This window comes from Pseudomonas furukawaii, from assembly GCF_002355475.1.
Lineage (GTDB): Bacteria > Pseudomonadota > Gammaproteobacteria > Pseudomonadales > Pseudomonadaceae > Metapseudomonas > Metapseudomonas furukawaii.
Window position 1 is genome coordinate 3,084,669 of the sequence record NZ_AP014862.1, and the last position, 24,280, is coordinate 3,108,948.

The 24,280-nt window shown below is 67.2% G+C and carries 24 protein-coding genes; 1 reads left to right on the top strand and 23 read right to left on the bottom strand.

Annotated features, from left to right (window positions below; genetic code table 11):
- Positions 1-69: 69 nt before the first annotated feature.
- The 23 genes from pcaD to KF707C_RS14540 all read right to left on the bottom strand — a co-directional run bounded on the left by pcaD (position 70) and on the right by KF707C_RS14540 (position 23,580).
- Positions 70-858, bottom strand: a complete 789-nt coding sequence (pcaD, locus tag KF707C_RS14430) for a 3-oxoadipate enol-lactonase (protein WP_003456043.1) — start codon at positions 856-858, stop codon at positions 70-72.
- A gap of 9 nt (positions 859-867) precedes the next feature.
- Entirely contained in the window at positions 868-2,229 is a 1,362-nt protein-coding gene (locus tag KF707C_RS14435; protein WP_003456042.1) for a 3-carboxy-cis,cis-muconate cycloisomerase, read from the bottom strand.
- 129 nt (positions 2,230-2,358) lie between these two features.
- Positions 2,359-3,564: a 3-oxoadipyl-CoA thiolase gene (gene pcaF / locus KF707C_RS14440; RefSeq protein ID WP_003456041.1), complete on the bottom strand. Its 1,206-nt coding sequence runs from the start codon at positions 3,562-3,564 to the stop codon at positions 2,359-2,361.
- The gene (locus tag KF707C_RS14445) at positions 3,561-4,346 is read right to left on the bottom strand and encodes a CoA-transferase subunit beta (protein WP_003456034.1); all 786 of its coding nucleotides are present in this window, start codon (positions 4,344-4,346) and stop codon (positions 3,561-3,563) included. The genes pcaF and KF707C_RS14445 overlap by 4 nt, the downstream gene beginning before the upstream one ends.
- Positions 4,346-5,194, bottom strand: a complete 849-nt coding sequence (locus KF707C_RS14450) for a CoA transferase subunit A (protein ID WP_003456033.1) — start codon at positions 5,192-5,194, stop codon at positions 4,346-4,348. The genes KF707C_RS14445 and KF707C_RS14450 overlap by 1 nt, the downstream gene beginning before the upstream one ends.
- A 196-nt stretch (positions 5,195-5,390) precedes the next feature.
- Positions 5,391-6,242 carry a methyl-accepting chemotaxis protein gene (locus KF707C_RS14455; RefSeq protein WP_003456031.1) on the bottom strand — a complete coding sequence of 284 codons (852 nt, stop codon included), beginning with the start codon at positions 6,240-6,242 and terminating at the stop codon, positions 5,391-5,393.
- A 179-nt stretch (positions 6,243-6,421) separates the two neighbouring features.
- Entirely contained in the window at positions 6,422-7,678 is a 1,257-nt protein-coding gene (locus KF707C_RS14460; RefSeq protein WP_003456030.1) for an OprD family porin, read from the bottom strand.
- A 130-nt stretch (positions 7,679-7,808) separates the two neighbouring features.
- Positions 7,809-9,023 (bottom strand): benzoate/H(+) symporter BenE family transporter, encoded by a 1,215-nt coding sequence (locus tag KF707C_RS14465; protein WP_003456029.1) that lies wholly within the window; start codon positions 9,021-9,023, stop codon positions 7,809-7,811.
- A gap of 48 nt (positions 9,024-9,071) precedes the next feature.
- Complete coding sequence (locus tag KF707C_RS14470) at positions 9,072-10,397, bottom strand: MFS transporter (protein WP_003456028.1); 1,326 nt, start codon at positions 10,395-10,397, stop codon at positions 9,072-9,074.
- Positions 10,398-10,491: 94 nt separating this feature from the next.
- Complete coding sequence (locus KF707C_RS14475) at positions 10,492-11,265, bottom strand: 1,6-dihydroxycyclohexa-2,4-diene-1-carboxylate dehydrogenase (RefSeq protein WP_003456021.1); 774 nt, start codon at positions 11,263-11,265, stop codon at positions 10,492-10,494.
- A gap of 115 nt (positions 11,266-11,380) precedes the next feature.
- Complete coding sequence (benC, locus tag KF707C_RS14480) at positions 11,381-12,394, bottom strand: benzoate 1,2-dioxygenase electron transfer component BenC (protein ID WP_003456020.1); 1,014 nt, start codon at positions 12,392-12,394, stop codon at positions 11,381-11,383.
- 67 nt (positions 12,395-12,461) lie between these two features.
- Positions 12,462-12,950: a benzoate 1,2-dioxygenase small subunit gene (benB, locus tag KF707C_RS14485; protein WP_003456019.1), complete on the bottom strand. Its 489-nt coding sequence runs from the start codon at positions 12,948-12,950 to the stop codon at positions 12,462-12,464.
- On the bottom strand, positions 12,947-14,305 hold the full coding sequence (benA, locus tag KF707C_RS14490) for a benzoate 1,2-dioxygenase large subunit (RefSeq protein WP_003456018.1): 1,359 nt from the start codon (positions 14,303-14,305) through the stop codon (positions 12,947-12,949). Before benA ends, benB begins: the two co-directional genes overlap by 4 nt.
- A gap of 277 nt (positions 14,306-14,582) precedes the next feature.
- On the bottom strand, positions 14,583-15,542 hold the full coding sequence (locus tag KF707C_RS14495) for an AraC family transcriptional regulator (RefSeq protein WP_036993926.1): 960 nt from the start codon (positions 15,540-15,542) through the stop codon (positions 14,583-14,585).
- A 143-nt stretch (positions 15,543-15,685) separates the two neighbouring features.
- Positions 15,686-17,035: an MFS transporter gene (locus KF707C_RS14500; RefSeq protein WP_003456016.1), complete on the bottom strand. Its 1,350-nt coding sequence runs from the start codon at positions 17,033-17,035 to the stop codon at positions 15,686-15,688.
- A 293-nt stretch (positions 17,036-17,328) separates the two neighbouring features.
- Positions 17,329-18,171 carry an IclR family transcriptional regulator domain-containing protein gene (locus KF707C_RS14505; RefSeq protein WP_003456015.1) on the bottom strand — a complete coding sequence of 281 codons (843 nt, stop codon included), beginning with the start codon at positions 18,169-18,171 and terminating at the stop codon, positions 17,329-17,331.
- Between the two features lie 247 nt (positions 18,172-18,418).
- Entirely contained in the window at positions 18,419-19,348 is a 930-nt protein-coding gene (locus KF707C_RS14510) for an AEC family transporter (RefSeq protein ID WP_003456013.1), read from the bottom strand.
- Between the two features lie 4 nt (positions 19,349-19,352).
- Complete coding sequence (gene zapE / locus KF707C_RS14515) at positions 19,353-20,450, bottom strand: cell division protein ZapE (protein ID WP_036993924.1); 1,098 nt, start codon at positions 20,448-20,450, stop codon at positions 19,353-19,355.
- A complete protein-coding gene (pcaG, locus tag KF707C_RS14520; RefSeq protein WP_003456008.1) occupies positions 20,440-21,045 on the bottom strand; it encodes a protocatechuate 3,4-dioxygenase subunit alpha in 606 nt (201 codons plus the stop codon). The genes zapE and pcaG overlap by 11 nt, the downstream gene beginning before the upstream one ends.
- A 12-nt stretch (positions 21,046-21,057) precedes the next feature.
- On the bottom strand, positions 21,058-21,777 hold the full coding sequence (pcaH, locus tag KF707C_RS14525; RefSeq protein ID WP_003456007.1) for a protocatechuate 3,4-dioxygenase subunit beta: 720 nt from the start codon (positions 21,775-21,777) through the stop codon (positions 21,058-21,060).
- 126 nt (positions 21,778-21,903) lie between these two features.
- Entirely contained in the window at positions 21,904-22,833 is a 930-nt protein-coding gene (gene pcaQ, locus KF707C_RS14530; protein ID WP_003456005.1) for a pca operon transcription factor PcaQ, read from the bottom strand.
- Positions 22,834-23,012: 179 nt separating this feature from the next.
- Positions 23,013-23,285 carry a Rho-binding antiterminator gene (locus KF707C_RS14535; RefSeq protein ID WP_003455993.1) on the bottom strand — a complete coding sequence of 91 codons (273 nt, stop codon included), beginning with the start codon at positions 23,283-23,285 and terminating at the stop codon, positions 23,013-23,015.
- Positions 23,286-23,349: 64 nt separating this feature from the next.
- Complete coding sequence (locus KF707C_RS14540) at positions 23,350-23,580, bottom strand: glutaredoxin family protein (protein ID WP_003455992.1); 231 nt, start codon at positions 23,578-23,580, stop codon at positions 23,350-23,352.
- A 113-nt stretch (positions 23,581-23,693) separates the two neighbouring features.
- Between KF707C_RS14540 and KF707C_RS14545 the strand changes: the two genes are divergently transcribed.
- Entirely contained in the window at positions 23,694-24,257 is a 564-nt protein-coding gene (locus tag KF707C_RS14545) for a MarR family winged helix-turn-helix transcriptional regulator (protein WP_003455991.1), read from the top strand.
- Positions 24,258-24,280: the final 23 nt, after the last annotated feature.

The window sequence follows — 24,280 nt, forward strand, 5'->3', positions numbered from 1 at the left end:
TCCGGATCGGGGGCGGTGCGCATGGCGCACCCTACGGCGAGGTAGGGTGCGCCGCGCGCACCAGCGAGTTCACTGAGTGAGGAAGTCCAGCACGCGCTGGCTGAAGGCGTCGCCGGCCTGCACGTTGGACAGGTGCGCCGCATGGAACGCCACCAGTTCGGCGCCGGCGATACGTTCCTGCATGAAACGGCCGTGCTCGGTCGTGGTTACCGGGTCGCCGCTGCCGCAGACCACCAGGGTCGGGGCGCTGATGCGGCCGAGCTGCTCGCGGTAGTCGGCATCGCGCACGGCGGCGCAGTTGGCGGCGTAGCCCTGGGGCGAGGTCTGGGCCAGCATGCCGACGATGGGTTCTACCTTCTCCGGCTGCGCCTCGGCGAAGTCAGGGGTGAACCAGCGGGAAATGGAGGCATCACGCAGGTCGCGCATGGCCTGGGCGCCGCCGGCGAGCACGGTGTCGATGCGCGGGTTCCAGACCTCCGGGGTACCGATCTTGGCGGCGGTGTTGCACAGCACCAGGCGCTGGATGCGCTCGGGGGCGTTGATGGCCAGCCACTGGCCGATCAGGCCACCCATGGACAGGCCACAGAAGTGCGCCTTCGGGATATCCAGGGCATCCAGCAGGGCCAGCACGTCGCCGCCCAGTTGCTCGATGCTGTAGGGGCCTTCGCTGACCAGGGACTGGCCGTGGCCACGGGTGTCGTAGCGCAGCACCTGGAAGTGCCGGGTGAAGGCCGGGATCTGCGCGTCCCACATGTGCAGGTCGGTGCCCAGGGAGTTGGACAGGACCAGGACCGGCGCACCGGCCGGGCCTTCGAGGAGGTAGTTCAGATCGCCATCGGCGAGACGTACGGCAGGCATGCAGATCTCCTAGCGCGAAAGGTTCTTGTGTTCGGCGAGGGCACGGTCCACCCAGCGGCGGGCCTGTCCCAGGTAATGGGCCGGGTCGAGCAGGCGGTCCAGCTCGGCGGCGGAAAGTTGCGCTGTGACTTCGGCGTTGGCGCCGAGCACCGCGCGCAGGTGGGCGCCCTCCTTCACGGCCTGGCGGCAGCACTGCTCCACCAGGTGATGGGCGGCGTCGCGACCGATGCGCTGGGCCAGCTCGATGCTCACCGCTTCGGCCAGCACCAGGCCCTGGGTCAGCTCCAGGTTGCGGCGCATGCGCGGGGCGTCCACTTCCAGGCCAGGCACCACCAGCAGCGCCTGCTGCAGGGCACCGGAGACCAGGCAGCAGAGTTCCGGCAGGCTTTCCCATTCGGCATGCCAGAGGCCGAGGCTGCGCTCGTGTTCCTGGGGCATGGCGGCGAACAGGGTGGACACCAGGCCCGGCGCGCGGGTGGCGGCGCCGATGAGCACGGCGGCGCTCACCGGGTTGCGCTTGTGGGGCATGGTGGACGAGCCGCCCTTGCCCGGCGCGGCGGGTTCGAAGACCTCCCCGGCCTCGGTCTGCATCAGCAGGCTGAGGTCGCGCCCCAGTTTGCCGAGGGAGCCGGCGATCAGCCCCAGCAGGCTGGCGAGTTCCACCAGGCGATCACGCTGGGTGTGCCAGGGCTGGTCGGGCAGGTTCAGTCGAAGCTCGATGGCCAGGGCCTCGGCCACCGGCCAGGCCTGCTCGCCCAGGGCGGCGAGGCTGCCGGAGGCACCGCCGAACTGCAGGCACAGCAGGCGCGGCTTGAGTTCGGCGAGGCGCTGGCGATGGCGGGTGACCGCGCCCAGGACGCCGGCCAGCTTCATGCCGAGGGTCACGGGCGTGGCCTGCTGCAGCCAGGTGCGGCCGGCCAGCGGGGTGTCGGCGTGGCGCTCGGCCTGGAGCGCCAGGGCATCGCCCAGGGCCGCGAGGTCGGCCTCGATCAGGTTGAGGGCGGCACGCAGTTGCAATACCAGTCCACTGTCCATGGCGTCCTGGCTGGTGGCGCCCAGGTGGACGTAACGCTCGGCCTCGGGACTGGCGGCCGCGATGCGTTTGCCCAGGGCCTTGACCAGCGGGATGGCGGAGTTGCCCGCCGTGGCGATGGCCACCGCCAGGGCGGAAAAGTCGTAGAGCTCGGCGCGGCAGGCGGCCTCGATGGGCGCGACGGCCTCGCGGGGGATCAGCCCCACGCGCGCCTCGGCCCGGGCCAGGGCGGCCTCGAAATCCAGCATTCCCTGGACCCGGCCCTGGTCGCAGAAGATCGCGCGCATGGCCGGCGCGGTGAAGTAGGTATCGAAGAGTTGGTTGCTCGGGCTGTTCAAGCCAGTGCTCCGGAATGCGGGATGGTGATTCGTTTTATAGCAGCCGGCCGTTCGGGGCCAGCCTTTGCGCGGAATGGCCGGTGCGCACGGCGCACCCTACGTAGGGTGTGCCGTGCGCACCAGGCGGAGTCAGACGCGCTCGATGGCGAGGGCCAGTCCCTGACCTACCCCGACGCACATGGTGGCCAGGCCCAGCTTGCCGCCGGATTTCTCCAGCTGGTGCAGCGCGGTCTGCACCAGGCGCGCGCCGCTGGCACCCAGGGGGTGGCCGAGGGCGATGGCGCCGCCGTTGGGGTTGACCTTGTCGCTGTCGTCGGCCAGGCCCAGCTCACGCATCACGGCCAGGCCCTGGGCGGCAAAGGCTTCGTTCAGCTCGATCACGTCGAACTGGTCGATGCCCAGGTTCAGGCGCTCCAGCAGCTTGCGCACCGCCGGCACCGGGCCGATGCCCATGACGCGCGGCGCGACGCCGGCGCTGGCCATGCCGAGCACCTTGGCGCGCGGGGTCAGGCCATGTTTCTTCACGGCTTCGGCGGAAGCGAGGATCAGCGCGACCGAACCATCGTTGACGCCCGAGGCGTTGCCGGCGGTGACGGTCTTGCCCTCGCCGTTGACCGGCTTGAGCCTGGCCAGGGCTTCCAGGGTGGTGTCCGGACGCAGGTGCTCGTCCTGGTCCACCACGGTTTCACCCTTCTTGCCCTTGATCACCACCGGGACGATTTCCTCGGCGAAGAAGCCTTCGGCCTGGGCGCGACCGGCGCGCTGCTGGCTGCGCAGGGCGAACAGGTCCTGGTCGGCGCGGGAAACCTGGTAGTCGTCGGCCACGTTGTCAGCGGTCTGCGGCATGGCGTCGACGCCGTACTGGGCCTTCATCAGCGGGTTGATGAAACGCCAGCCGATGGTGGTGTCTTCGATCTTCTGGGTGCGGCCGAAGGCGCTGTCGGCCTTGCCCATCACATAGGGCGCGCGGGACATGGATTCCACGCCGCCGGCGACGGCCAGTTCCATCTCGCCCGAGGCGATGGCGCGGAACGCGGTGCCCACCGCGTCCATGCCCGAGGCGCAGAGACGGTTCAGGGTCACGCCCGGGATGCTGTCCGGCAGGCCCGCCAGCAGCAGCGCCATGCGCGCCACGTTGCGGTTGTCCTCGCCGGCCTGGTTGGCGCAGCCGAGGAAGACTTCGTCCAGTTGGTCCCATTTGACCTGCGGGTTGCGTTCCACCAGGGCTTTCAGCGGGACGGCGGCCAGGTCGTCGGCGCGAACCGGGGCCAGCCCGCCGCCGAAGCGACCGATGGGCGTGCGGACGGCGTCGCAGATGAAGACGTCGCGGCTCATTCCTCACCCCCTTGCTGGCCGTGGGCCGCGGCGGTGCGGGCCTCCAGGGCACGCAGGGCGCTCAGCTCCACCTCGTTGGGGGCAAGGGTCTCGCCCACCTGGTCGGCGAAGCGGATGGCCCAGCCGGTGTTGGCCACCACCTGCTCGCGGGTCACGCCCGGGTGCAGCGAGGTGACGATGAACTCGTTGGTGCCGGCTTCCGGCTCCATGATGCAGAGGTCGGTGATGATGGCCACCGGGCCCTTGCCGGGCAGGCCCAGTTGCTGGCGGTGGTCGCCGCCTTCACCGTGGCCCACGGAGGTGATGAAGGCCAGCTTGTCGACGAAGGTGCGATGGGACTGCTTGAGGATGATCAGCACTTCCTTGGCGGAGCCGGCGATTTCCGGCGCGCCGCCGGCACCCGGCAGGCGAACTTTCGGGTTGTGGTAGTCGCCGATCACGGTGGTGTTGATGTTGCCGAAACGGTCCACCTGGGCGGCACCGAGGAAGCCCACGTCGATGCGGCCACCCTGCAGCCAATAGCGGAAGATCTCGCCGGTGGGGACCACGGTGTCGGCGGTCTCGGCCAGTTCGCCGTCGCCGATGGACAGCGGCAGTACGCTGGGCTTGGCGCCGATGGGGCCGGATTCGTAGATCAGGACCACGTCCGGGGACGAGGTCAGGCGGGCCAGGTTGGCGGCCTTGGACGGCAGGCCGATGCCGACGAAGCAGACGGCGCCGTTCTTCAGGCGGCGGGCGGCCGCCACGGTCATCATTTCATTGGTGCTGTACTGGGCGCTCATCACTTGGCCTCCGCAATCTTCTGCTGGAACTGGGCGAAATCCTCGGTGCCACGGATGTATTCGTCGATCCAGGCGGTGAAGGTCTCGCGGTCACGGGCGATGGGGTCCCAGGCCTGGTAGAAGCGGTTGTCGCGCTCGTAGTAGCCGTGGGCGTAGGACGGGCTGGCGCCGCCGGGGACGTGGCACACCGCGGTCAGGGCCCAGGTCGGCAGGACGCAGGCGTTCATCGGCGCGTTGATGTCGTCGACGATCTCTTCCACGGTGACGATGCAGCGCTTGGCCGCCAGGGCCGCTTCCTTCTGCACGCCGAGGATGCCCCAGAGCAGCACGTTGCCCTTGCGGTCGGCCTTCTGCGCGTGGATCACGGTGACATCCGGGCGTACCGAGGGAACGGCCGCCAGCTTTTCACCGGTAAAGGGGCACTCGATGAACTTGATGTTCGGGTTGACCTTCGGCAGGTCGGAGCCGGCGTAGGCGCGCAGCAGCGCGAACGGCAGGCCCGAGGCGCCGGCGACATAGGCGTTGGCCATGTCGGCGTGGCTGTGTTCGTCGATTTCCAGGGCGTTCGGCCACTGCTTCTCGACGGCGTCGCGCAGGCGGTGCAGCGAGCCGACGCCGGGGTTGCCACCCCAGGAGAAGGTCAGCTTGCGGGCGCAACCGGCACCGATCAGCAGGTCATAGACCAGGTCGGGCGTCATGCGCACCAGGTGCAGGTCTTTCTTGCCCTGGCGGATGATCTCGTGGGACGCGGCAGTGGGAATCAGATGGGTGAAGCCTTCGAGGGCTACCTTGTCGCCGTCGTTGATGAAGCGCTCGACGGCCTCGCGGAGGGAAATGATTTCAGCCATGGTCGATCTCGTGTTGTTATCCAGGGCGTGGGTGCGCCGGGTGATGTGAAGGTACCCCCGCCATTCCCGGCAAACAATCCGATAATCGACTATTGGTTCGATTATCGAACGAATGTGTCGCCTGCTAACGAAGTGCCCGATTCGCCCAGGGTGCCCTGCCTCGTACCTCGGTAACGGCCCCCTCGCCTCGCCCCGGCTACAGCAGCTCCACCATCCGCTGCGCCAGGTGCCGCTGCCCTTCCAGCCGCTGCACGATGCGTTCGACGATCTCCACCCGCGCCGCCGCGCCCTCGCGCATCTCGCCCATGGCCGCGAGCGCCGTGGCGGACCTTTCCAGGCCTGCGCGGGTGGAGCCGTTGGCCTGTTCCATCCCCGCCCTCGCCTCTTCGGCGGCCTTCTGCAACCCCTCGGCGATCAGGCGGATCTGTCCGCTGGACTCGTTGGCCCGCAGGGAGAGGTTGCGCACCTCGTCCGCCACCACCGCGAAACCCCGGCCATGGCTGCCGGCACGCGCGGCTTCGATGGCGGCGTTGAGCGCCAGGAGGTTGGTCTGGCGGGCGATGTCCTGGATGCTGCCGACGATGGCGCCGATGCGCATGGACTGGGCGCCCAGTTCATTGAAGACCTGGCCGACGTGGCTCATGTAGGCGTCCAGCTCGGCGATGACGGCCGCAGTGGACTGCAGGCTGTCGGCGCCGAGCTGGACCTTCTCCCCGGCCGCGCGGGCCAGCTGGTTGGCGTACTGCATATCGGCTTCGCAGTGCTGGATGGCCTCCAGCAGTTCGCACAGCGGTCCCTGCAACGGCGGGGTCCGCTGCGCCGTCGGCACGGGGGGTGCCGCAACCTCGACGGGGGATGCCGGCACCAGCACCGGCACCTCCACCCGGACCTCCACCTCCCGGGGCGCGGCCCCCTGGTAGGCGAGCCCGCCCATGGCGATCAGCGCGAGGCCGACGCCCAGCAGCCAGGGGTTCAGGATCAGGTAGGCCAAGAGGCACGAAAGGCCGCCACTGCCAAGAAGCAGTGCGGCCAGGGTCTTGCGGGGCATGGGATGGATTTCCTTCTGGCATGGCTGGAGACAAAGATCTGTGGGGGCGAATTCATTCGCGAAGGGCAGCGAAGCTGCCCCTTGGGCCTGAACAACACAGTCCTGCGGACTGTTTCGCCAATGCACTCACCCCCACAGGTAAAGCGGGCCGTGTCCCTGCCGGGCCACGGCGGTCGGTCTTAGAAGAGCGTCCAGGTGTAGGACAGGATCAGCCGGTTCTCGTCGATGTCGGTGCGGTAGTTGGAGCGCGCGGTGACGTTGCGCACCCGCACGCCCAGGCCCTTGAGGGCGCCGCCCTGGACCACGTAGCTCAGGTCCAGGTCGCGCTCCCAGTCCTTGCCTTCGTACCCCAGCCCGGTGTCCACATTGTCGCCGGTGATGTAGCGGGTGCTGGCCACCAGGCCGGGCACGCCGAGGGCGGCGAAGTCGTAGTCATAGCGCACCTGCCAGGAACGCTCGTCCGGCGAGGCGAACTCGAAGGTGGGCACCTCGTTGCCCAGCGGGCTGACGTTGGCGAAGACCCGGGGAAAGGCGCTGTCGCCGTACATCGCCTGGTAGCCGAGGTAGAAGGTATGCCCGCCGCGCTTGGCCGAGAGCAGGGAGAAGAAGGCCTGGTTGTCGATCTCGCCGATCAGCTTCTTGCCGTCTTCGGCGGCGTCGTAATAGCCGATGTTCGCCCCCAGGACCCAATCGCCCACCGGCTCGCTGTGCTTGAGGCCGAAGAAGCGCTGGTCGTAGATGTCCTCCAGTTGCGCGTACCAGGCGCTGGCCGTGGTGCGGTTGCCGTTGAAGGCGTAGTCGGCGCCGGCGTAGTTGAAGGCATCGCTGGACGCCTGGCGCTGGGGCCTGTGGCCCAGCATGGCCTGGAGCTTGTCGTCGCCGGCCTCGTTGCGCAGGCTGGTGCTGGTCAGGTGGCCGCCCTGCAGGGTCAGGCCGTCGATCTCGCCGGAGGTGATGCTGGCGCCCTGGTAGCTCGGCGGCAGCAGGCGGATGTCACTGAACACCAGCACCGGCAGGTTGGGCTGCAGCTCGCCCACTTTCAGCTCGGTCTTGGAGACGCGCATCTTCCCGGCCACGCCGAGGCGGCTGTAGTCGTCGGCGGCCCGTCCGTCCTCCTTGACCGGCAGCAGCCCCGTATTGACCCGGTCGGGGCTGCTGTCCAGCTTGATGCCGAGGGTGCCGATGGCGTCGAGGCCGAAGCCCACGGGGCCGGGCGTGTAGCCGGACTTGAAGTTGAGGATGAAGCCCTGGGCCCACTCCTCCGCCTTCGACCGCTCCGGTCCGCGGATATCGGAGAAGTCCCGGCTGAAGTAATAGTTGCGGGCCTGCAGGGTCGCGGTGGAGTCCGCGAGGAATCCGGACTCGGCGGCCTGGGCCAGGCCGGCGCCGACACCGGCGGACAGGAGAACGCACAGCTTGCTCGAATAGTGGGTCATGTCATCACTCTTGTTTTTATTGGGGCAAAGCTCCCCCACGGCCCCCGGTTACAGGGGCCGCCACGCAGGCTTGGGGAGGTGGAACGCCGGTCGCGGACAGCTCCCGCGATGACTCCGGCGCCGGAGTGGATCAGGGATTGGGTTCGAGAACCTCCTCCCGTTCCGTTTTCAGCCGGGGCCCGCGACGGGCCGTCAGCAGGAGGTGGGCGACGATGCCGAAGATCAATCCCCAGAACGCCGCCGACAGCCCCAGGAAGGACATTCCCGAAGCGGTGACCAGGAAGGTGATCAGGGCCGCTTCGCGGTCCTCCGGCACCGCCATGGAACCGGCCAGGGCACCGGCGATGGCGCCGAACAGCGCGAGGCCCGCCAGGGCGGCGATCAGTTCCCTGGGCAAGGCGGTGAAGATCGACACCAGGGTGGCGCCGAAGATGCCCAGCAGCAGGTAGAACACCCCGCCCGCCACGCCGGACACATAGCGCCGGGACGGATCCTCATGGGCCTCGCGCCCGGTGCAGATGGCGGCGGTGATGGCGGCCAGGGTCAGTCCGTGGCAGCCGAAGGGCGCCAACAGCAGGCTGCCCAGGCCGCTGGCGGAGATGATCGGGCTCGCCGGCGTCCGGTAGCCGGCGTTGCGCAGCACCGCCACGCCGGGCACGAACTGCCCGGTCAGGGCCACCATCACCAGCGGCAGGGCGATGTTGAACAGGCCGTGCCAGGTGAAGGCCGGGGTCACCCATTCCGGCGTGGCGAAGCCGATCACCAGGGCCGAGGTGTTGAGCTGGCCCTTGCCGGCGGCGATGGCGCAGCCCACCAGCAGCACCGCCATCACCGCGTAGCGCGGCGACAGGCGCCGCACCACCAGGTAGGTGAGGAACATCGCCATCACCATGACCGGTTCGTCGTCCAGCGAGGTGAACAGCCGGGTGCCGAAGCTGAACAGGATGCCCGCGAGCATGGCCGCCGAGATGGCGGGCGGCAGCTTGCCGACGATGCGGTCGAAGGCGCCCGAGAGGCCAACGGCGAGGATGATGGCGTTGGCCATCACATAGGCCCCCACCGCTTCCCCGGCGCTGATCCCCGGCAGCATGGACACCAGCAGGGCCGAGCCCGGCGCCGACCAGGCGATGATCACCGGCACGCGGTAGCGCAGGCTGAGGACTATCCCCAGCACGCCGCTACCGATGGAGATCGCCCAGACCCAGGAGGACAGCAGATCCGCCGGCATGCCACCGCTTTCCGCCGCCTGGAAGACGATCACCAGGGGGCCGGCGTAGGAAATCAGGGTGGCGATGAACCCCGCCACCACGGCGGACAATGAACAATCCTTGAACAGGCTAGCCATGCTGCCTCCGGGCCAGTTGCAGGTTTACCGATCGATCCCCGTACCTTCTCAGGTGGCGGGGGCCAGGGGCGCTGCCTTGGGCTGCCGCTGGTGGACGAAGCACATGGCCAGGGCCGCGATGGCGCCGGGAATGGCGAAGGCCATGAAGTTCAGCTGCAGCGGCAGGTTGATCCCCAGCAGCGCACCCCCCAGCAGCGGTCCGACGATGGCGCCGTTGCGACCGATCCCCGAGGCCCAGCCAAGGCCGGTGGAGCGGAACGCCAGCCCATAGAACTGCGCGGCGGTAGCGTACAACAGGATCTGGGTGCCGATGGTGGTGGCGCCGGCGATGCCGATCAGCAGGTAGAGCACCGGCGTCGGGCTCTTGAAGCCCAGCAGGCTGATGGATACCGCGGCCACCACGAAGAAGGCCACCACCACCCTGGGCAGGTTGAAACGATCCCCCAGCCAGCCGCCGGCGATGGCGCCGAACATGCCGCCGAAGTTCAGCGCCAGGAGGAAGGACAGGCTGGACCCCAGGCTGTAGCCGGCGTTGGCCATCAGCTTCGGCAGCCAGGAACTCAGCGCGTAGACCATCAGCAGGCAGCAGAAGAACGCGACCCAGAGCATCAGGGTGCGCGGGCCACGGCCTTCGCGGAACAGCTCCAGGACCGGAGCGCCCTGCGCCTTCACCTCGTTCAGGACGAGTTCGTCCTGGTCGTCGATGCGGGATTCGGGGGCGATGCGCTGGAGGATGGCGCGGGCCTTGTCCACGCGGCCCTGGCGCAGCAGGAAGCCGACGGATTCCGGCAGGTACCAGAGGATCAGCGGCAGCAGCAGGAGCGGCAGCAGCGCGGCGAAGAACATGGCTTCCCAGCCGAAGCGCGGCAGCATGTAAATGCCGACGCCGGCCGAGAGCATACCGCCCAGGGAGTAGCCGCTGAACATCACGGCCACCAGGGTGCTGCGCAGGCGCTTGGGCGCGTACTCGTTCATCAGCGCCACCACGTTGGGCATGAGTCCGCCGATGCCGAGGCCGGCGATGAAGCGGCAGATGCCGAATTCGGTAGGGCTGGTGGCGAATCCGTTGAGCACGGTGAAGCCGGAAAAGAGCACGAAACAGATGGCGATGCCCTTCTTGCGACCGATCTTGTCGGCCAGGGAGCCGAACACCAGCGCGCCGAACATCATCCCGAACAGCGCGTAGCTGCCCAGGGCACCCGCTTCCAGGGGCGTCAGGCCCCATTCCTTCATGAGCACGGGCAGGACCACGCCGTAGATGAACAGGTCGTAACCGTCGAAGATGAGCAGGAGCGCGCACCAGCACATCACCATCCAGTGGAAGGGGCTGAAGCGCGCGTTGTCGATCACCGCGTGAACGTCGATTTTTCGCATGGCTTGGGTCTCTTGTTTTTGTTGTGTTGTAACCGCGAGGCCGGGCGCGTGACGGTGCCCGGCCGGTTGTTTCGTGGCGATGGGCCCGCGTTGCTCAGCCCAGGTCACCTCCACCCACCGGCAGGGTGACGCCCGTGATGTAGGAGGCTTCGTCGGAAGCGAGGAAGAGGATCGCTCCCACCTGCTCGTCGATGCTGCCGTAGCGTTTCATCAGGCTGCTGTCGAGGGTCTGGTCCACGATCTGCTGGTACCAGGCCTTCTCCTGCTCGCTCTGCTGGGCGCTGTTGCGCGGAATGCGCCGGGGCGGTGCCTCGGTGCCGCCGGGGGCGGTGGCGTTGACGCGGATGCCACGTTCGGCGTTCTCGAAGGCCAGGCAGGCGGTCAGTGCGTTGACGCCGCCCTTGGCCGCGCCGTAGGGCACGCGGTTGACGCTGCGGGTGGCGATGGAGGAAACGTTGACGATGGCGCCCTGCCCCTGCTCCAGCATGTAGGGCAGCGCGGCGTGGCAGCACCAGAGTGTCGGGAACAGCGAGCGCCGCACCTCGGCCTCGATTTCCTGCTCCTGGTAATGCTCGTAGGGCTTGGCCCAGATGGTGCCGCCCACGTTGTTGATAAGGATGTCGAGACGGCCGAAGCGCTCAACGGCGGCGGCCGCCACGCGGTGGCATTCGTCGAAGCGCTCGAGGTCGGCGGTCAGGGCCAGCAGGTGCTCGCCGCCCAGTTGTTCGACCAGTTCGAAGACGAGTTCGGAGCGGTCCACGGCGACGACGCGCGCGCCCTCCTCCACCAGGCGTTCGGCGACGCGGCGGCCGATGCCCTGGGCCGCGCCGGTGACCAGCGCGACCTTGTCCTGGAATCTCTTGTTCATGGCAACCCCTGCAAAATGGCATGTAACCGATGCAATGCACGTAGGAGCCGGCTTGCCGGCGAATGGCGCGCGGCGGTTCGCGAGCAAGCTCGCTCCTACGGGGAATCGCGTGGGATCAGGCCGCGCTGGCGGCGAATTTCTCGTAGTAGAAGTTCGCCGGTGCGATGCCCTGCTCGCGGATGTACTGGCTGACCGCTTCCACCATGGGCGGCGGGCCGCACAGGTAGATGTCCACGTCGCCCTCGTTGAGGTGCCTGGGCTCGATGTGCTGGGTGACATAGCCCTTCTGCGGGTAGCTGCTGTCAGGGCTGGCCACGCAGGCGCTGAAGGTGAAGTTGGGGATGCGCGCGGCGAAGGACTCCAGCTTGTCCATCTCCACCAGGTCGTGGTCGTGGGTCACGCCGTAGATCAGGTGCAGCGGATGCGCGCTGCCCTCGGCGGCGATCTTCTCCAGCATCGCGGTGAAGGGCGCGAGGCCGGTGCCGCCGGCCAGCAGCAACAGCGGGCGACGGATGTCCCGCAGGTAGAAGCTGCCCAGGGGACCGGCCAGGGTCATGCTGTCGCCGGCCTTGGCGAGGCCAGTGAGGAAACTGCTCATCAGGCCGCCCGGCACGTTGCGGATCAGGAAGCTGACCTCGCCATCCTTCGGCAGGGAGCTGAAGGAGTAGGCGCGGGTCTGGTCGCTGCCCGGCACCTGGAGATTGACGTACTGCCCCGGCAGGAAGGCCAGTTTCGACAGGGACTCGCCCTTGATGGAGAGCGCGATGGTGCTGTCGGAGAGCTGGCGGACTTCGCTGATGGCGGCCTCGAAGCTGGCCTGCTGGGTCTTGCAGACCTCCGAGGAGGCCGGCACGCGCACCACGCAGTCGCTTTCGGCGCGCATCTGGCAGGTGAGCACGTAGCCCTGGGCGGCTTCGTCCTCGCTCAGCGCGTCTTCGATGTAGTCCTGGCCCATGTCGTAGCGGCCGGCTTCGGCGAAGCACTTGCAGGTGCCGCAGGCGCCGTCGCGGCAGTCCAGCGGGATGTTGATGCCCTGGCGATAGGCCGCGTCGGCCACGGTTTCGCTGGGGTTGGCGTCGATGAAACGGGTGACGCCATCTTCGAAGGTCAGTGCGATCTTGTGAGTCATGATGAGCTCCGCGGAACAGGGTCCGGGTGGCCGCGCCGAGCGGGCGCGATCAACCCGGAACGAGTCGTCAAATGTGGTAGATGTCGATGACCTGGCGTACGTAGTCGTTCTTCAGGACGACCTTCTTGGCCTTGATCAGCGGCTGCTCGGCGCGCACGTCCAGCGTGTAGAAGCTGGTGCCGAAGTAGCTGTCCACGGTCTTGTAGCGGAAGCTCAGGGTGTGCCAGTTGAAGCGCACCTGGCACAGGCCATCGGCGACGTCGAGGATCTCGATGTTGCTGATGTTGTGGGAGGTGCGGGTGTCCGGCATGGTCGCGCTGGAACGCTCGGTCTTGATGCGGAAGACGCGGTCTTCCAGACCGCCCCGGTTGCCGTACCAGATCAGCGAGATCTCGGTCTGCGGGTCGGTGGTCAGCTCGTCGTCATCGTCCCAGGACGGCATCCAGAAGCTGGCGTCGGCGGCGTACAGCTCCAGCCAGTTGTCCCAATCCTTGTCGTCGAGGTAGCGGGCTTCGCGGTAGAGGAAGTCGCGCACGGCTTCATAGGAAATGCTCATTGCACGGCCTCCACGGGGATCAGTTGCTGCTCGGCCTCGGCGGCCTTGAGCATGGTCTGCTGCCAGTACAGGTGCTGCAGGACGAACAGGCCCTCGTCCTCGGTGCGCACGCCGGACAGTTCCGGCCGCAGGTCGATCTCCTTGGCGGCTTCATCCGCGCCTTCCACCCAGTGGGCGGCGCCACGGGACATGTCGTTCCAGCCACGGCCGGCGCCGTAGCCCAGCTGGCAGGAGCGGAACTCTTCCAGGTCGTCCGGGGTGGCCATGCCGCTGACGTTGAAGAAGTCCTCGTACTGGCGGATGCGCTTGGCGCGGGCCTCGCTGCTCTCTCCCTTGGGGGCGATGCAGTAGATGGTGATCTCGGTCTGGTTGACGGAGATCGGCCGCGCGATACGGATCTGCGAGCTGAACTGGTCCATCAGGTAGACGTTGGGGTACAGGCAGAGGTTGCGCGAGTTCTGGATCATCCAGTCGGCGCGGGCCTGGCCGAAGTCGCGGGCCAGCTCGTCGCGGCGCTCGTACAGCGGGCGATCCTCGGGGTTGGCCCAGCGGGTCCAGAGCAGCAGGTGGCCGTTCTCGAAGGAGTAGAAGCCGCCGCCGTTCTTGGCCCAGCTGCCGGCGCTCATGGTCTTGATTTCTTCGCCGGCCTCGCGCTGCTTGCGCTGGTTCTGGGTGGCGGCGTAGTTCCAGTGGACGGAGCTCACGTGGTAGCCGTCGGCGCCGTTCTCGGCGGTCAGCTTCCAGTTGCCCTCGTAGATGTAGCTGGAGGATCCGCGCAGCACTTCCAGGCCCTCGGGGGACTGGTCGACGATCATGTCGATGATCTTGGCGGATTCGCCCAGGTGCTCCACCAGGGGCTTCACATCCGGGTTCAGGCTGCCGAAGAGGAAGCCGCGATAGGACTCGAAGCGCGCGACGCGGGTCAGGTCGTGGGAGCCTTCGCAGTTGAAGCTGGACGGGTAGCCGGCCTCGGCCGGGTCCTTCACCTTCAGCAGCTTGCCGGAGTTGTTGAAGGTCCAGCCGTGGAAGGGACAGGTATAGGAGGAACGGTTGCCGCGCTTGTGCCGGCACAGCTGTGCACCACGGTGGCTGCAGGCGTTGAGGAAGGCGTTGAGCTGGCCCTCCTTGTTGCGCGCGATGAAGATAGGCTGACGCCCCATGGTGAGGGTGAGGTAGTCGTTGACGTTTGGAATCTGGCTTTCGTGGGCCAGGTAGATCCAGTTGCCTTCGAAGATGTGCTTCATCTCCAGTTCGAACAGGCGCGGATCGGTGAACATCTCCCGCTTGCAGCGGTAGACGCCCTTTTCCTTGTCTTCTTCAAGCAGGGCATTAAGGAAGTCGAATCCCAGGGACATGGCCAGGGCCTCCGTTGTTATTGTTCAGGCCAGGTCAGGTTAGGGATCGACGGACAGCGGCAATATCCGCTTTTTGCAGACCGCTATCCGTTTTTTGCAGGGCGGTTGAAGTTGTCACAAATGGCCGGGCATCAGCCCGCAGGGCGCGCCGCGCTTACCGCCGCAGCGGGAGAAAGACTCGCCGACGTGCCTTTCCGGCATCCCTCTGCCATCGCCCCCGGGGAGGTCCATGGACAATCCGGCGGGCTACAGCCGTTCGGGGGGCTCGCGAATGGGCTCAGAGCCCCCGGCGCTTCAGGGTGTCCGAGGGCAGTTCGCCGAACAGCGCCTTGTAGGTTTCGGAGAAACGGCCCAGGTGCAGGAAGCCGTAGTCCAGGGCCAGCTCGGTGACGCTGCGGACGTTGCAGCTGGGGTCGGCGAGGCAGGCGCGGATGCGCTCCAGCTTCTTCTGGCGGATGTAGTGCTTGGGCGTCATGCCCAGGTGGCGCTCGAAGAGGCCATAGAGCGAGCGCTGGCTCATGCTGGCCTGCTGGGCCAGGGTCTCGGTGCAGATGTCCTGCCTCAGGTTGCGCTCGATGTAGTCGAGGATGCGCTCGAAGGAGGCGGTCTGGGAGCCCAGGCTCTCGCGGCTGACGTTGGTCTGCATCAGCGACAGCATCTTGCTGGCGACGATCTGCGCGAAATGCTCCTGCACGCGCGGCAGGCCATCGCTGGCTTCGGCCTCCTGGCAGACCATGGCGAGCAGGTTGATGAAACCCTCCAGTTCGTCCAGACGGTAGTTGTTCCTGAGGAAGCGCACGCCCGGATTCGGCCGCTGCCAGCGCTGCTCCTCGCAGATGGACTCCAGCAGGCCGATGGGCATCTTCAGGATGAACTTCTCGCAGTCGTCCGAGTAGGTGAGGTCCACCGGGTCGTCGGGGTTGATCAGCAGCAGTTCGCCCGGCGCCAGGTAGTGCTCCTGCTTGTGGCCGCGCCAGAGGCAATGGCCGCTCAGCAGGATCTGCAGGTGGTAGATGGTTTCCAGTGCCGGCGAGGTGACCCGGACGCTGCCGCCGTAGCTGATGCGGCAGAGGTCGAGGTTGGCGAACTTGCGGTGGTTGAGGCTGGCCTGGGGATGGCCGGCGGCGGGCAGGCGGATGCAGTGCGACCCGACATGCTGGTTCACATATCCGGACACGGCATAGGGGTCCGCACGCTCGAACACCCTACTGCGCTCACTCAGCAGGCGACTATCCATCAACAGGCACTCTTGTCGTTGTTGTATGTCGCGGGCGTCATGCCGTTCGGCAAGCGCCCGCGATCCCGTCTTGCGATTCTATGTGAGCCTTTTCCTACCTGTCTCCGGGAGAGATGAACGGTTACAGAATGGTCGCCGAAGGATCAGGTGGCGTCGGCGTGGCTCACCAGGCCCTTGATCACCACGGCGGCGGTGGCGATGGCCGCCGGTACCACCAGGGCGGTCAGCACCTGTTCGAAGTTCCAGCCGAGCCCCAGCAGGGTCGCGCCGATCCAGGCACCGAGGATGGCGCCGAAGCGACCGATGCCGAGCATCCAGGACACGCCGGTGGCCCGGCCCTGGGTCGGGTAGAAACGCGCCGCCAGCGACGGCATGGCGGACTGGGCGCCGTTGACGCACATGCCCGCCAGCAGCACCAGGGTGGCCAGCAGGGTCACCTCGCCGAGGCTCTGGCCCACGCAGTAGGCGAAGACGCCGGCCAGCAGGTAGAAGATGCCGATCACCTTGTGCGGGTTGAAACGGTCCATGGCCCAGCCCACGCCGACGGCACTGAGCACGCCGCCGAACTGGAAGAGCGCTCCGATGAAGGCGGCCTGCTCCAGGCTCGCGCCGCTGTCGCGCATCAGGGTCGGCAGCCAACTGGTCAGCAGGTAGACGATCACCAGGCCCATGAAATAGGTCAGCCAGAGCAGCAGGGTGCCGGCGCTGTAGGTGCCGGAGAAGATGACCTGGAAGACGTTGCGGCTCTGCACGGTCTTCTGCTCGGGCACGCTGAAGCCGGTGGCCACGGCCACTTCGGCCGGCGCGATGGGCTGCAGCGTCTTGCGCACCTTTTCCGTGCCCTTGTTGCGTACCACCAGGAAGCGCGCCGACTCCGGCAGCCAGAGCAGCAGCACGACGGCCAGCACCAGCGGCAGCACGCCGCCAAGCAGCAGCAGGCTGTGCCAGCCATAGGCGGGAATCATCGAGGCGGAGACGAAGCCGCCGGAGGCCATGCCCAGGTTGAAGCCGCAGAACATGCTGGTCACCAGCAGCGACTTGAGGCGCTCCGGGGTGTACTCGGAGAGCAGCGTGGTGGCGTTGGGCATGGCGGCGCCCAGGCCCAGGCCCGTGAGGAAGCGCAGCACCAGCAGTTGTTCGAGGTTGGCGCTGAAGGCGGAGATCAGGCTGAACAGGCCGAAGAGGAAGACGGCGCTGACCAGCACCACCTTGCGGCCGAAGCGGTCCGCCATGGGGCCGGACCCCAGGGCGCCGAACACCATGCCGATGAGCGCGGCGCTCATCACCGGGCCGAGGCTGGCGCGATCGATGCCCCAGTCCTGGGTCAGCGCCGGGGCGATGAAGCCCATGGCGGCGGTATCCAGGCCATCGAGGAAGACGATCAGGAAGCAGAGCAGCACGATGCGCCATTGGTAGGCGGACAACGGCTGGGCGTTGATGAAGGATTGGACATCGAGCGTGCCTGCGGCGGGCACGTGGGCTGGGCTGGTCATGCAAGGATTCCTGCTGGGGCCCTCCTCCGGGTGTGGATCGTTCTACGCGATCTCTGACGGGGAAGACTCGGATTGGACAGGAATGAGGGCGTGCCCGGGTGCGACAGGCTTCGCGCCAGGGCGGACTCTCATTGTTCTTATCGGCCGCGCGGGCGGGTGGCGCGGCAGTGCAGACCTTACGAAGAGGCGATCAGCCGTTCAATTCGATAATCGGCAAAGCGTTCGATAGTCGAACAGGTTTGCGGCCATTCGATCGCGCCGGTACACGCCTGCGCGGAACCGGCAGCGGCCCCTCAATGGAACAGCCGCGTGCTCAGCTCCTTGCTGGCTTCCAGCAGCGCCGGCAGAAAACGCGACTCCAGTTCCTGGCGGCTGATGCGGCCAACATGGGTGCCCACGTTCAGGGCGGCCAGTACCTGGCCTGCGGAATCCCGCACCGGCACCGCCACCGAGCGCAGGCCCATCTCCAGTTCCTGGTCGATGATCACCCAGCCCTGGCGGCGGATCTCGGCGATGCTGGCGCGCAGTCCCTCGACGGTGTGCACCGTGCGGCTGGTCTTCACCTGCAGGTCGGCGTGTTCCAGGTAGTCGTCCAGGGCCGCGTCGTCCAGGGCGGCCAGCAGGATGCGTCCCATGGAGGTGCAGTAGGCGGGCAAACGGCTACCCACGGACAGGTCCACCGAGATCAGGCGGTTGGGCGTGGCGGAGCGGGCGATGTAGAGGATCTCGTCGCCCTCCAGGGTGGCCATGGAGCAGGCTTCGTGAAGCTGGTCGCTGAGGCGGTCGAGGATCGGCTGGGCGGTGACCGCCAGCGGCGTCGAGGACAGGTAGGCGTGGCCCAGGGTCAGCACCTTGGGCAACAGCGAGTAGGTGCGACCATCGGTGGTGACATAGCCCAGTTTCATCAGGGTGTGCAGGCAACGGCGCACGGCCGCACGGGGAATCTCGGTGCGGTGGCTGATCTGGGCGATGGTCAGGTGGCGCTTGCGCTCCTGGAAGGCATGGATCACCGCCAGGCCCCGTGCCAGGGAGGTCATGAAGTTCGGGTCGCCGGTGAAGGCCTCGATGCGCTTGGCCGGCGAGGCGATGATCGGGGGTGCCAGGGGAGGCAGCGCGGTACGCAGTTCTTCGCTCATTCTTGTTGTCCTTGGTGGATCGCACTCAGGGCAGGGTCGGCCGATTATCGAACCAAAGTTCGATTATCGCAATTGACCCCGCCCGCCACGGCTCGTACTTTTGCCGCCGCCACAGGGCGCCCCGGTTTGATCAGGTACCTCGGCGCCCGGCAACGGCTTCGCTCATGAGGCGCTGGCCGGAATCCCCCCGTAGAGGCCACCACCCCGGCGCGCCACCCGCGCGTTCGGGGCTGGCACTGGCCGTTCTTCAGCGCATCACTCCGATGAACAGGCTCACGCTGGCGAAGGCCAGCACGGTGCAGACCACCAGGGCCGCCGCACAGCGCCCTTCCAGGCCGAAGCGCTGGCCGAGGATGGGGTAGATGCTCATCATCGGCGCGCTGGCGAACAGCACGCCGGCCACCTTGAGCGCCGGGTCCACCGGTGGCAGCAGCTGGAAGCACAGCAGCACCGCCAGGGGGTGCAGCAGCAGCTTGCCCAGGCTGAGCTGGGCCACGTCCTTGAGCAGGCCGCCGGCCCGCAGCCCCACCAGGCTCGCGCCGATCACGAAGAGCGCCACCGGCGCCGAAGCCGACGACAGCATCTCGATCACCTTGGCCAGCACCCCGGGCAGCTTGAGGTCCAGCAGCGCCAGGGCAAGGCCGATGCTGATGGAGATGATCACCGGGTTGCGCACCAGCCGGCTGAAGGTCTCCTGCAATGCCGCCCGCGCGCCGCTGCCGTTCTGCCGGCCGAGCTCGGCGATGGCCAGGGCCAACGGGATCATCAGCAGGTTCTCCACCAGCATGCCGAGGGCCAGGGCCACCGCCGCGGGAGGGCCCAGCACCATGGCCACTATGGGGTAGCCGATGAAGCCGCTGTTGGACACCGACATGCCCAGGGCGGCGAGCGCGCTGCCGCTGAGGCTGTCGCGGCGTACCAGGCGCGAGAACAGGAAACCGCCCCAGAACACCAGTTGCGAACCGATGCCGTAGGCCAGCAGGTAGAGCGGGTCGAAGACCTCGCCCAGGGGCTTCTCCAGCAGGGCGTGGATCACCAGCGCCGGGAGGGCGAAGGTGATGACGAACTTGCCCAGCCCCTGTACCTGGATGGGGTTGACCAGCCCGCCACGGGCGGAGAGGTAGCCGATGCCGATCAGGATGAAGATCGGACCGGTGATGCCGAGGATTTGCAGCATGGGGTCAGTTCCACTGATCCGGTTGCAGCGGCCTCAGCTGTTGCAGGCGGCTGCGGGTCCGGGAGAAATCCATATGGGGCTTGCCACGGCAGAGTTCGTCCGGGCTCGCCTCGCTGGCCAGCAACAGGCGGTTGCCGGCGTCGTAGGCGATGTCCACCAGGTTGACGAAGCGTTGTTGCACGTCGATGGCTTCCTCGCCCAGGCAAGGCACGCCGGTAATGGCCAGGCGCTGGAAACGCCGGCACAGCCAGAGGAAGTCGGCGCTGGAATGGGGGCGTCGGCACAGTTCGTCGAACTCCAGCCAGGCGCTGTCGTCTCCCGCCACGCGTACCCGCAAGGGATGCTGGTTCACGGCCAGTTCCAGGTCGCGCTGGGCGGTATCGCCCACTCCCAGGCGTGCTTCGACCCAGCCTTCGGGGAACCCCGACTGCGGCCAGCAGTAGCTCCCCCAGGCCTCCAGTTCACCCTGGCGCTGGCGATAGTCCTCGCCGGCATCGAGGTTGAACACCTCGAAGCGCTTCTCGATCAGTCCGATGGCCGGCTTGAAGCGTTCCCGGTACAGCGGATTCGGACAGAGCCCGTCGGGGTGGTAGTTGGAGGTGCAGGCCAGGCCCACGCCCTCCTCCACCAGCACCTTGAGCAGGCGGCCGAGCAGGATGGCGTCGCCGATGTCGTGGACGTGGAATTCGTCGAAGCACAGCAGGCGGGTCTCCTCGGCCAGCGCCCGGGCGGCCAGGGCCAGGGGATCGGGCTGGCCGGCGAAGGCCGCCATGCGTCCCTGCAACTCCTGGAGGAACGCGTGGAAATGCACCCGTCGCTTGGCGGCGAGAGGCGCCGCAGCGAAAAAGGCATCCATGACGAAGCTCTTGCCCCGCCCTACTCCGCCCCAGAGATAGAGCCCGGCGGGGGGCCGCCGCAGCCAACCCTTCCTGCCGGCGAGAAACGCCTCCAGCCATTGGCCGAGACGGGCAATGGCGGTGCGTTGGGCGGCGTCGGCCCGGTATCCCCGGGCCTCCAGCAGTGCCTCGAAGTGCCGTTCGATGCGCGGGCCAACGGCTTCGGCCAGCCCATCGACGGCGGGTGCGGGTTCCCTAGAAGTCAAAGAACACCGTTTCCCCTTCTCCCTGGATGCGGATGTCGAAGCGGTAGGCCGGCTTGCCGTCCACTTCGCAGCGGCGCGCCACCAGGGTCTCGCGGCGCTGGGGCTGCTCGATCAGGTTCAGCACCGGGTCGGCGGCGTTGGCGGCGGCCTCGTCGTCGAAGTAGACGCGGGTCTGCAGGTGGATGTTGATGCCCCGGGCGAACAGCGACAGGTTGATGTGCGGCGCCATGGGCACGCCGGCGGCGTTCTTCACCACGCCGGGCTTGATGGTGTGCAGGGTCCACTCGCCCGCGTCGAAGGTGGTGGCGGTACGGCCGAAGCTGTTGAAGGGCTTCTCCAGGTCGAAGGCGGTGTCGTAGACGCCCTCGTGGTTGGCCTGCCAGAACTCCAGGAAGGAGTCGCGCACCAGGTGGCCGTTGCCGTCGTAGACGTGGCCGATCAGGAGGATGTGCTCGCCCGGCGCATCGGCCTTGGCCATGCGGTTCCAGATTTCCTGGTCACGGGTCGGGTTGCCGGCGGCTTCGAGGGCCAGGCCGATGTGGACGTAGGGGCCGGCGGTCTGGGAGGGGGTTTCCGGCAGCAGTTCGATAGGCATGCGCGTGTCTCCTCAGCGGTTTTCGAAGTGGGTCTTGCGCTGGCCGCGCAGGACGATGTCGAAGCGATACGCCAGGCAATCCATGGGATTGGCGTTGCTCATGTCGAGCTTGGCGATCAGGGTTTCCACCGCGTCGGGGTTGGCGATGCTCTTGACGATGGGGCACATCGGGATGAGCGGGTCACCTTCGAAATACAGCTGGGTGATCAGCCGGGTGGAGATGGACGGCCCGCTGATGGAGAAGTGGATGTGGGCCGGACGCCAGTCGTTCGGACCGTTGCGCCAGGGGTACGGACCCGGCTTGATGGTGCGGAAGATGTAGCGGCCCTCGCTGTCGGTCAGGGCGCGGCCGACACCGCCGAAGTTCGGGTCCAGGGGCGCCAGGTAGCGATCGTTCTTGTGGCGATAGCGGCCGCCGGCGTTGGCTTGCCACATTTCCACCAGGGTATGGGGAACCGGCTTGCCGAACTGGTCCATGACCCGGCCGGAAACGATGATGCGCTCGCCGATGGGCAGCCCGCCGTTGTTGAAGTTGAGCAGCAGGTCGTTGTCGTGCTCGCCCATCTTCAGGTGGGAGAAGTCCGGGCCGCTGGTCTCGGAGACCGATTGCGGGATGCTCACCAGTGCCTGGCGCGGGGAGCGGGCAACGGACGTCTTGTAGTCGGGGGTGAGGGCTTTCGGGTGCCAGTTTCGGTCACGAATGACGAAGCGGCTGTTTTCCGCATCGGACATCAGGTTTTCCTCTTGTTGGAGTTATGGAGCGGCCCGGTTGGCAGGCAGTGGGCCCTTGGGGCGCAGTGTCGTCGAGCCGGCACCGGAGGAAAATTGAATTCACGCTTCGCTTACATAACCATCCGGTTATGCAAGGCGCCCTTCGCGATAGTCCAGGGCCACCTCCCGCAGCGTCTCCACCGTCCAGTGGGCCGCCAGGGAGAGCGGCAGGGAGGCGTTGCTGCAGATGCCCACGGAGCCGCCGGGCTCCTTGAAGCCCAGGTCCAGTTCCACCAGCTCGCCTCGGGCCAGGTCGAGGCGCACCGCGTCCAGGGGCGCGATCCACACCGCATCCCCCGCTTCCACGTAGCGCCGGCTGAGGGCCAGCGACAGGGTTTCCAGTCGCTGGCGGGGCGCGCTGATGCCGCTCTGCACGAAGAAGGCGTCCGCATGTTTGCGGATGGTGGTTCCGGCCAGGGGCAGGACAAGGGGAAAACCTTCCAGGCTTCGACGATCGGCCCCGGGTGCGAGCAAGGGATGGCCGCTGCGGACCACCAGGGTCAGGGACTCGTTGTAGAGATGCTCGAAGGTGAGCCCCTGCACTTCCGGGTTGTCGGTCATGCGGCCCACCACCAGGTCCAGTTCCCCGACCCGCAGCTGTGACAGCAGGTAGGCGCCCGGCCCGGTCAACACGCTGATCACCAGGGACGGGTGGCGCTCGTGGAGTCGGCGCACCACCTCCGGCACCAGCAGTCCCTCGACGGTGGAAAGCACGCCGAGGCGCACGGTGCCGGCGGCATACTCACCTTCCCGCAAGCTGCTCACCCCATCCCGCAGGGCCTGCACGCAGGGCCCCGCGTAGCGCATGAAGGCCAGCCCGGCTTCGGTGAGGCTGGCGCCGCTCTTGCTGCGATCGAAGAGGGTGGCGTCGAGGAGTTCCTCCAGTTCCTTGAGGGTCTTGGAGATCGCTGGCTGGCTCACCGCCAACTGATTCGCGGCGCGGGCCAGGCTGCCCTGGCGGGCCACTTCGAGGAAGCACAGCAGGTGGCGGAACTTGATGCGGGTATCGATATTCAACGGCGGATCCTGGAGACGACTGGCAACGGAAGGCTAGCGCAAAGCCGCGTTGCAGAGGAGCGGATTCATTCGACGGATTCCGGCGCGGGCCTTGGCGCGCATGGCGCATCAGGCTCGGACCCGCAGGGTGGCGTTTCCCGAGGGGCAACGCACCCTGCGCGAGGCCGATCCCGGCGGCCTCAGGCACTGCACACCCGCCCAGCCAGCTCCACCCGGCCGAAGCGGGCCCCGCTTTCCAGGGGCGTGATGGCCAGCAGGCGGTCCAGGCGCACGGAACAAGGGCCATCCTCCACTTCCAGCACGAAGAACTCTTCCTTATCAGCGCTGGTGTGGGTCGTGAGCGCCCTTGCCTCGAAGCCGCCGCCATCCACCAGTTCGACCCTGAGCAGGTAGCGATACAGGCAGGCGATTTCCAGCAGGTCGTGCAGGTCGCAGTCCAGGGGTTGATACATGGCGCCTCCTCAGCAGCCTTCGATCGGGCAGGAAAGAACGTGGAGATCCTGCATCTCGACGTCCTTACTTCAGGTCGGCGATGGCGGCGCCGAAGTTGATGTGCAGCACCTGGCCATCCACCACCAGGGCGGGTACGGACCGCACGCCGGCGGCTTCGGCTTCGGCAAGGCGCGCGGGGGCTTCGCCCAGGTGCACCACTTCGACCTTTACGTCGGGCGTGAGCAGGTTCAGCAGGGTCTGTTCGGCGGATACGCAGACAGGGCATCCAGCGTGATAGAAGCGAGCGGTGGTCATTTTCGGGTCTCCTTGTATTTTGGTATCGAATCGATACCGTAACAAGACTACCTGCGCCGGCCCCTTTGTCAACATGGTTTGAAGTCGATACTATTTATCGGCGGAGGTGATTCATGAGCACCCTATTCGACCTGTTCGAGCGGCTTTCCAGCCTGATGCGCATCTGGCATCGGGAACACCCGCTGCTGGCCGAGCTGCAACCCGTGCAGCTCAGCGCGCTGCAGTACCTGTCCCGCTGCAATGGCTACTCCGACACGCCCCTGGCCGTGACCGACTACCTCGGGCTGACCAAGGGCACGGTGTCCCAGTCCCTGAAGGTGCTGGAGGCAAAGGGGCTGATCGAGAAGCGGCCGGACCTGGCGGACAAGCGCAGCGTCCACCTGGTGCTGACGCCGCTGGCACGGGAGTTGTTGCGCGAGCTGACCCCTCCCGACTTCCTCGCCAGGGCGCTGGCCGCGATGGAGGGGGACGCCGCCGAGCTGGAGCGCTTGCTCGCCAGGTTATTGCGGACCATCCAGCAGCAGGAGGATGTGCCGGGCTTCGGCGTCTGCAAGACCTGCCGCTTCCACCAGCAACGGGATGGCGAACCCCATTGCGGGCTGACCGGGGAAGCCTTGAGTCGACCGGCGGCCGAGCTGATCTGCCGGGAACACCAGCCTCGGGACGAGGCGGCCTGAACCGGATTGACCTGGGGCTTCCC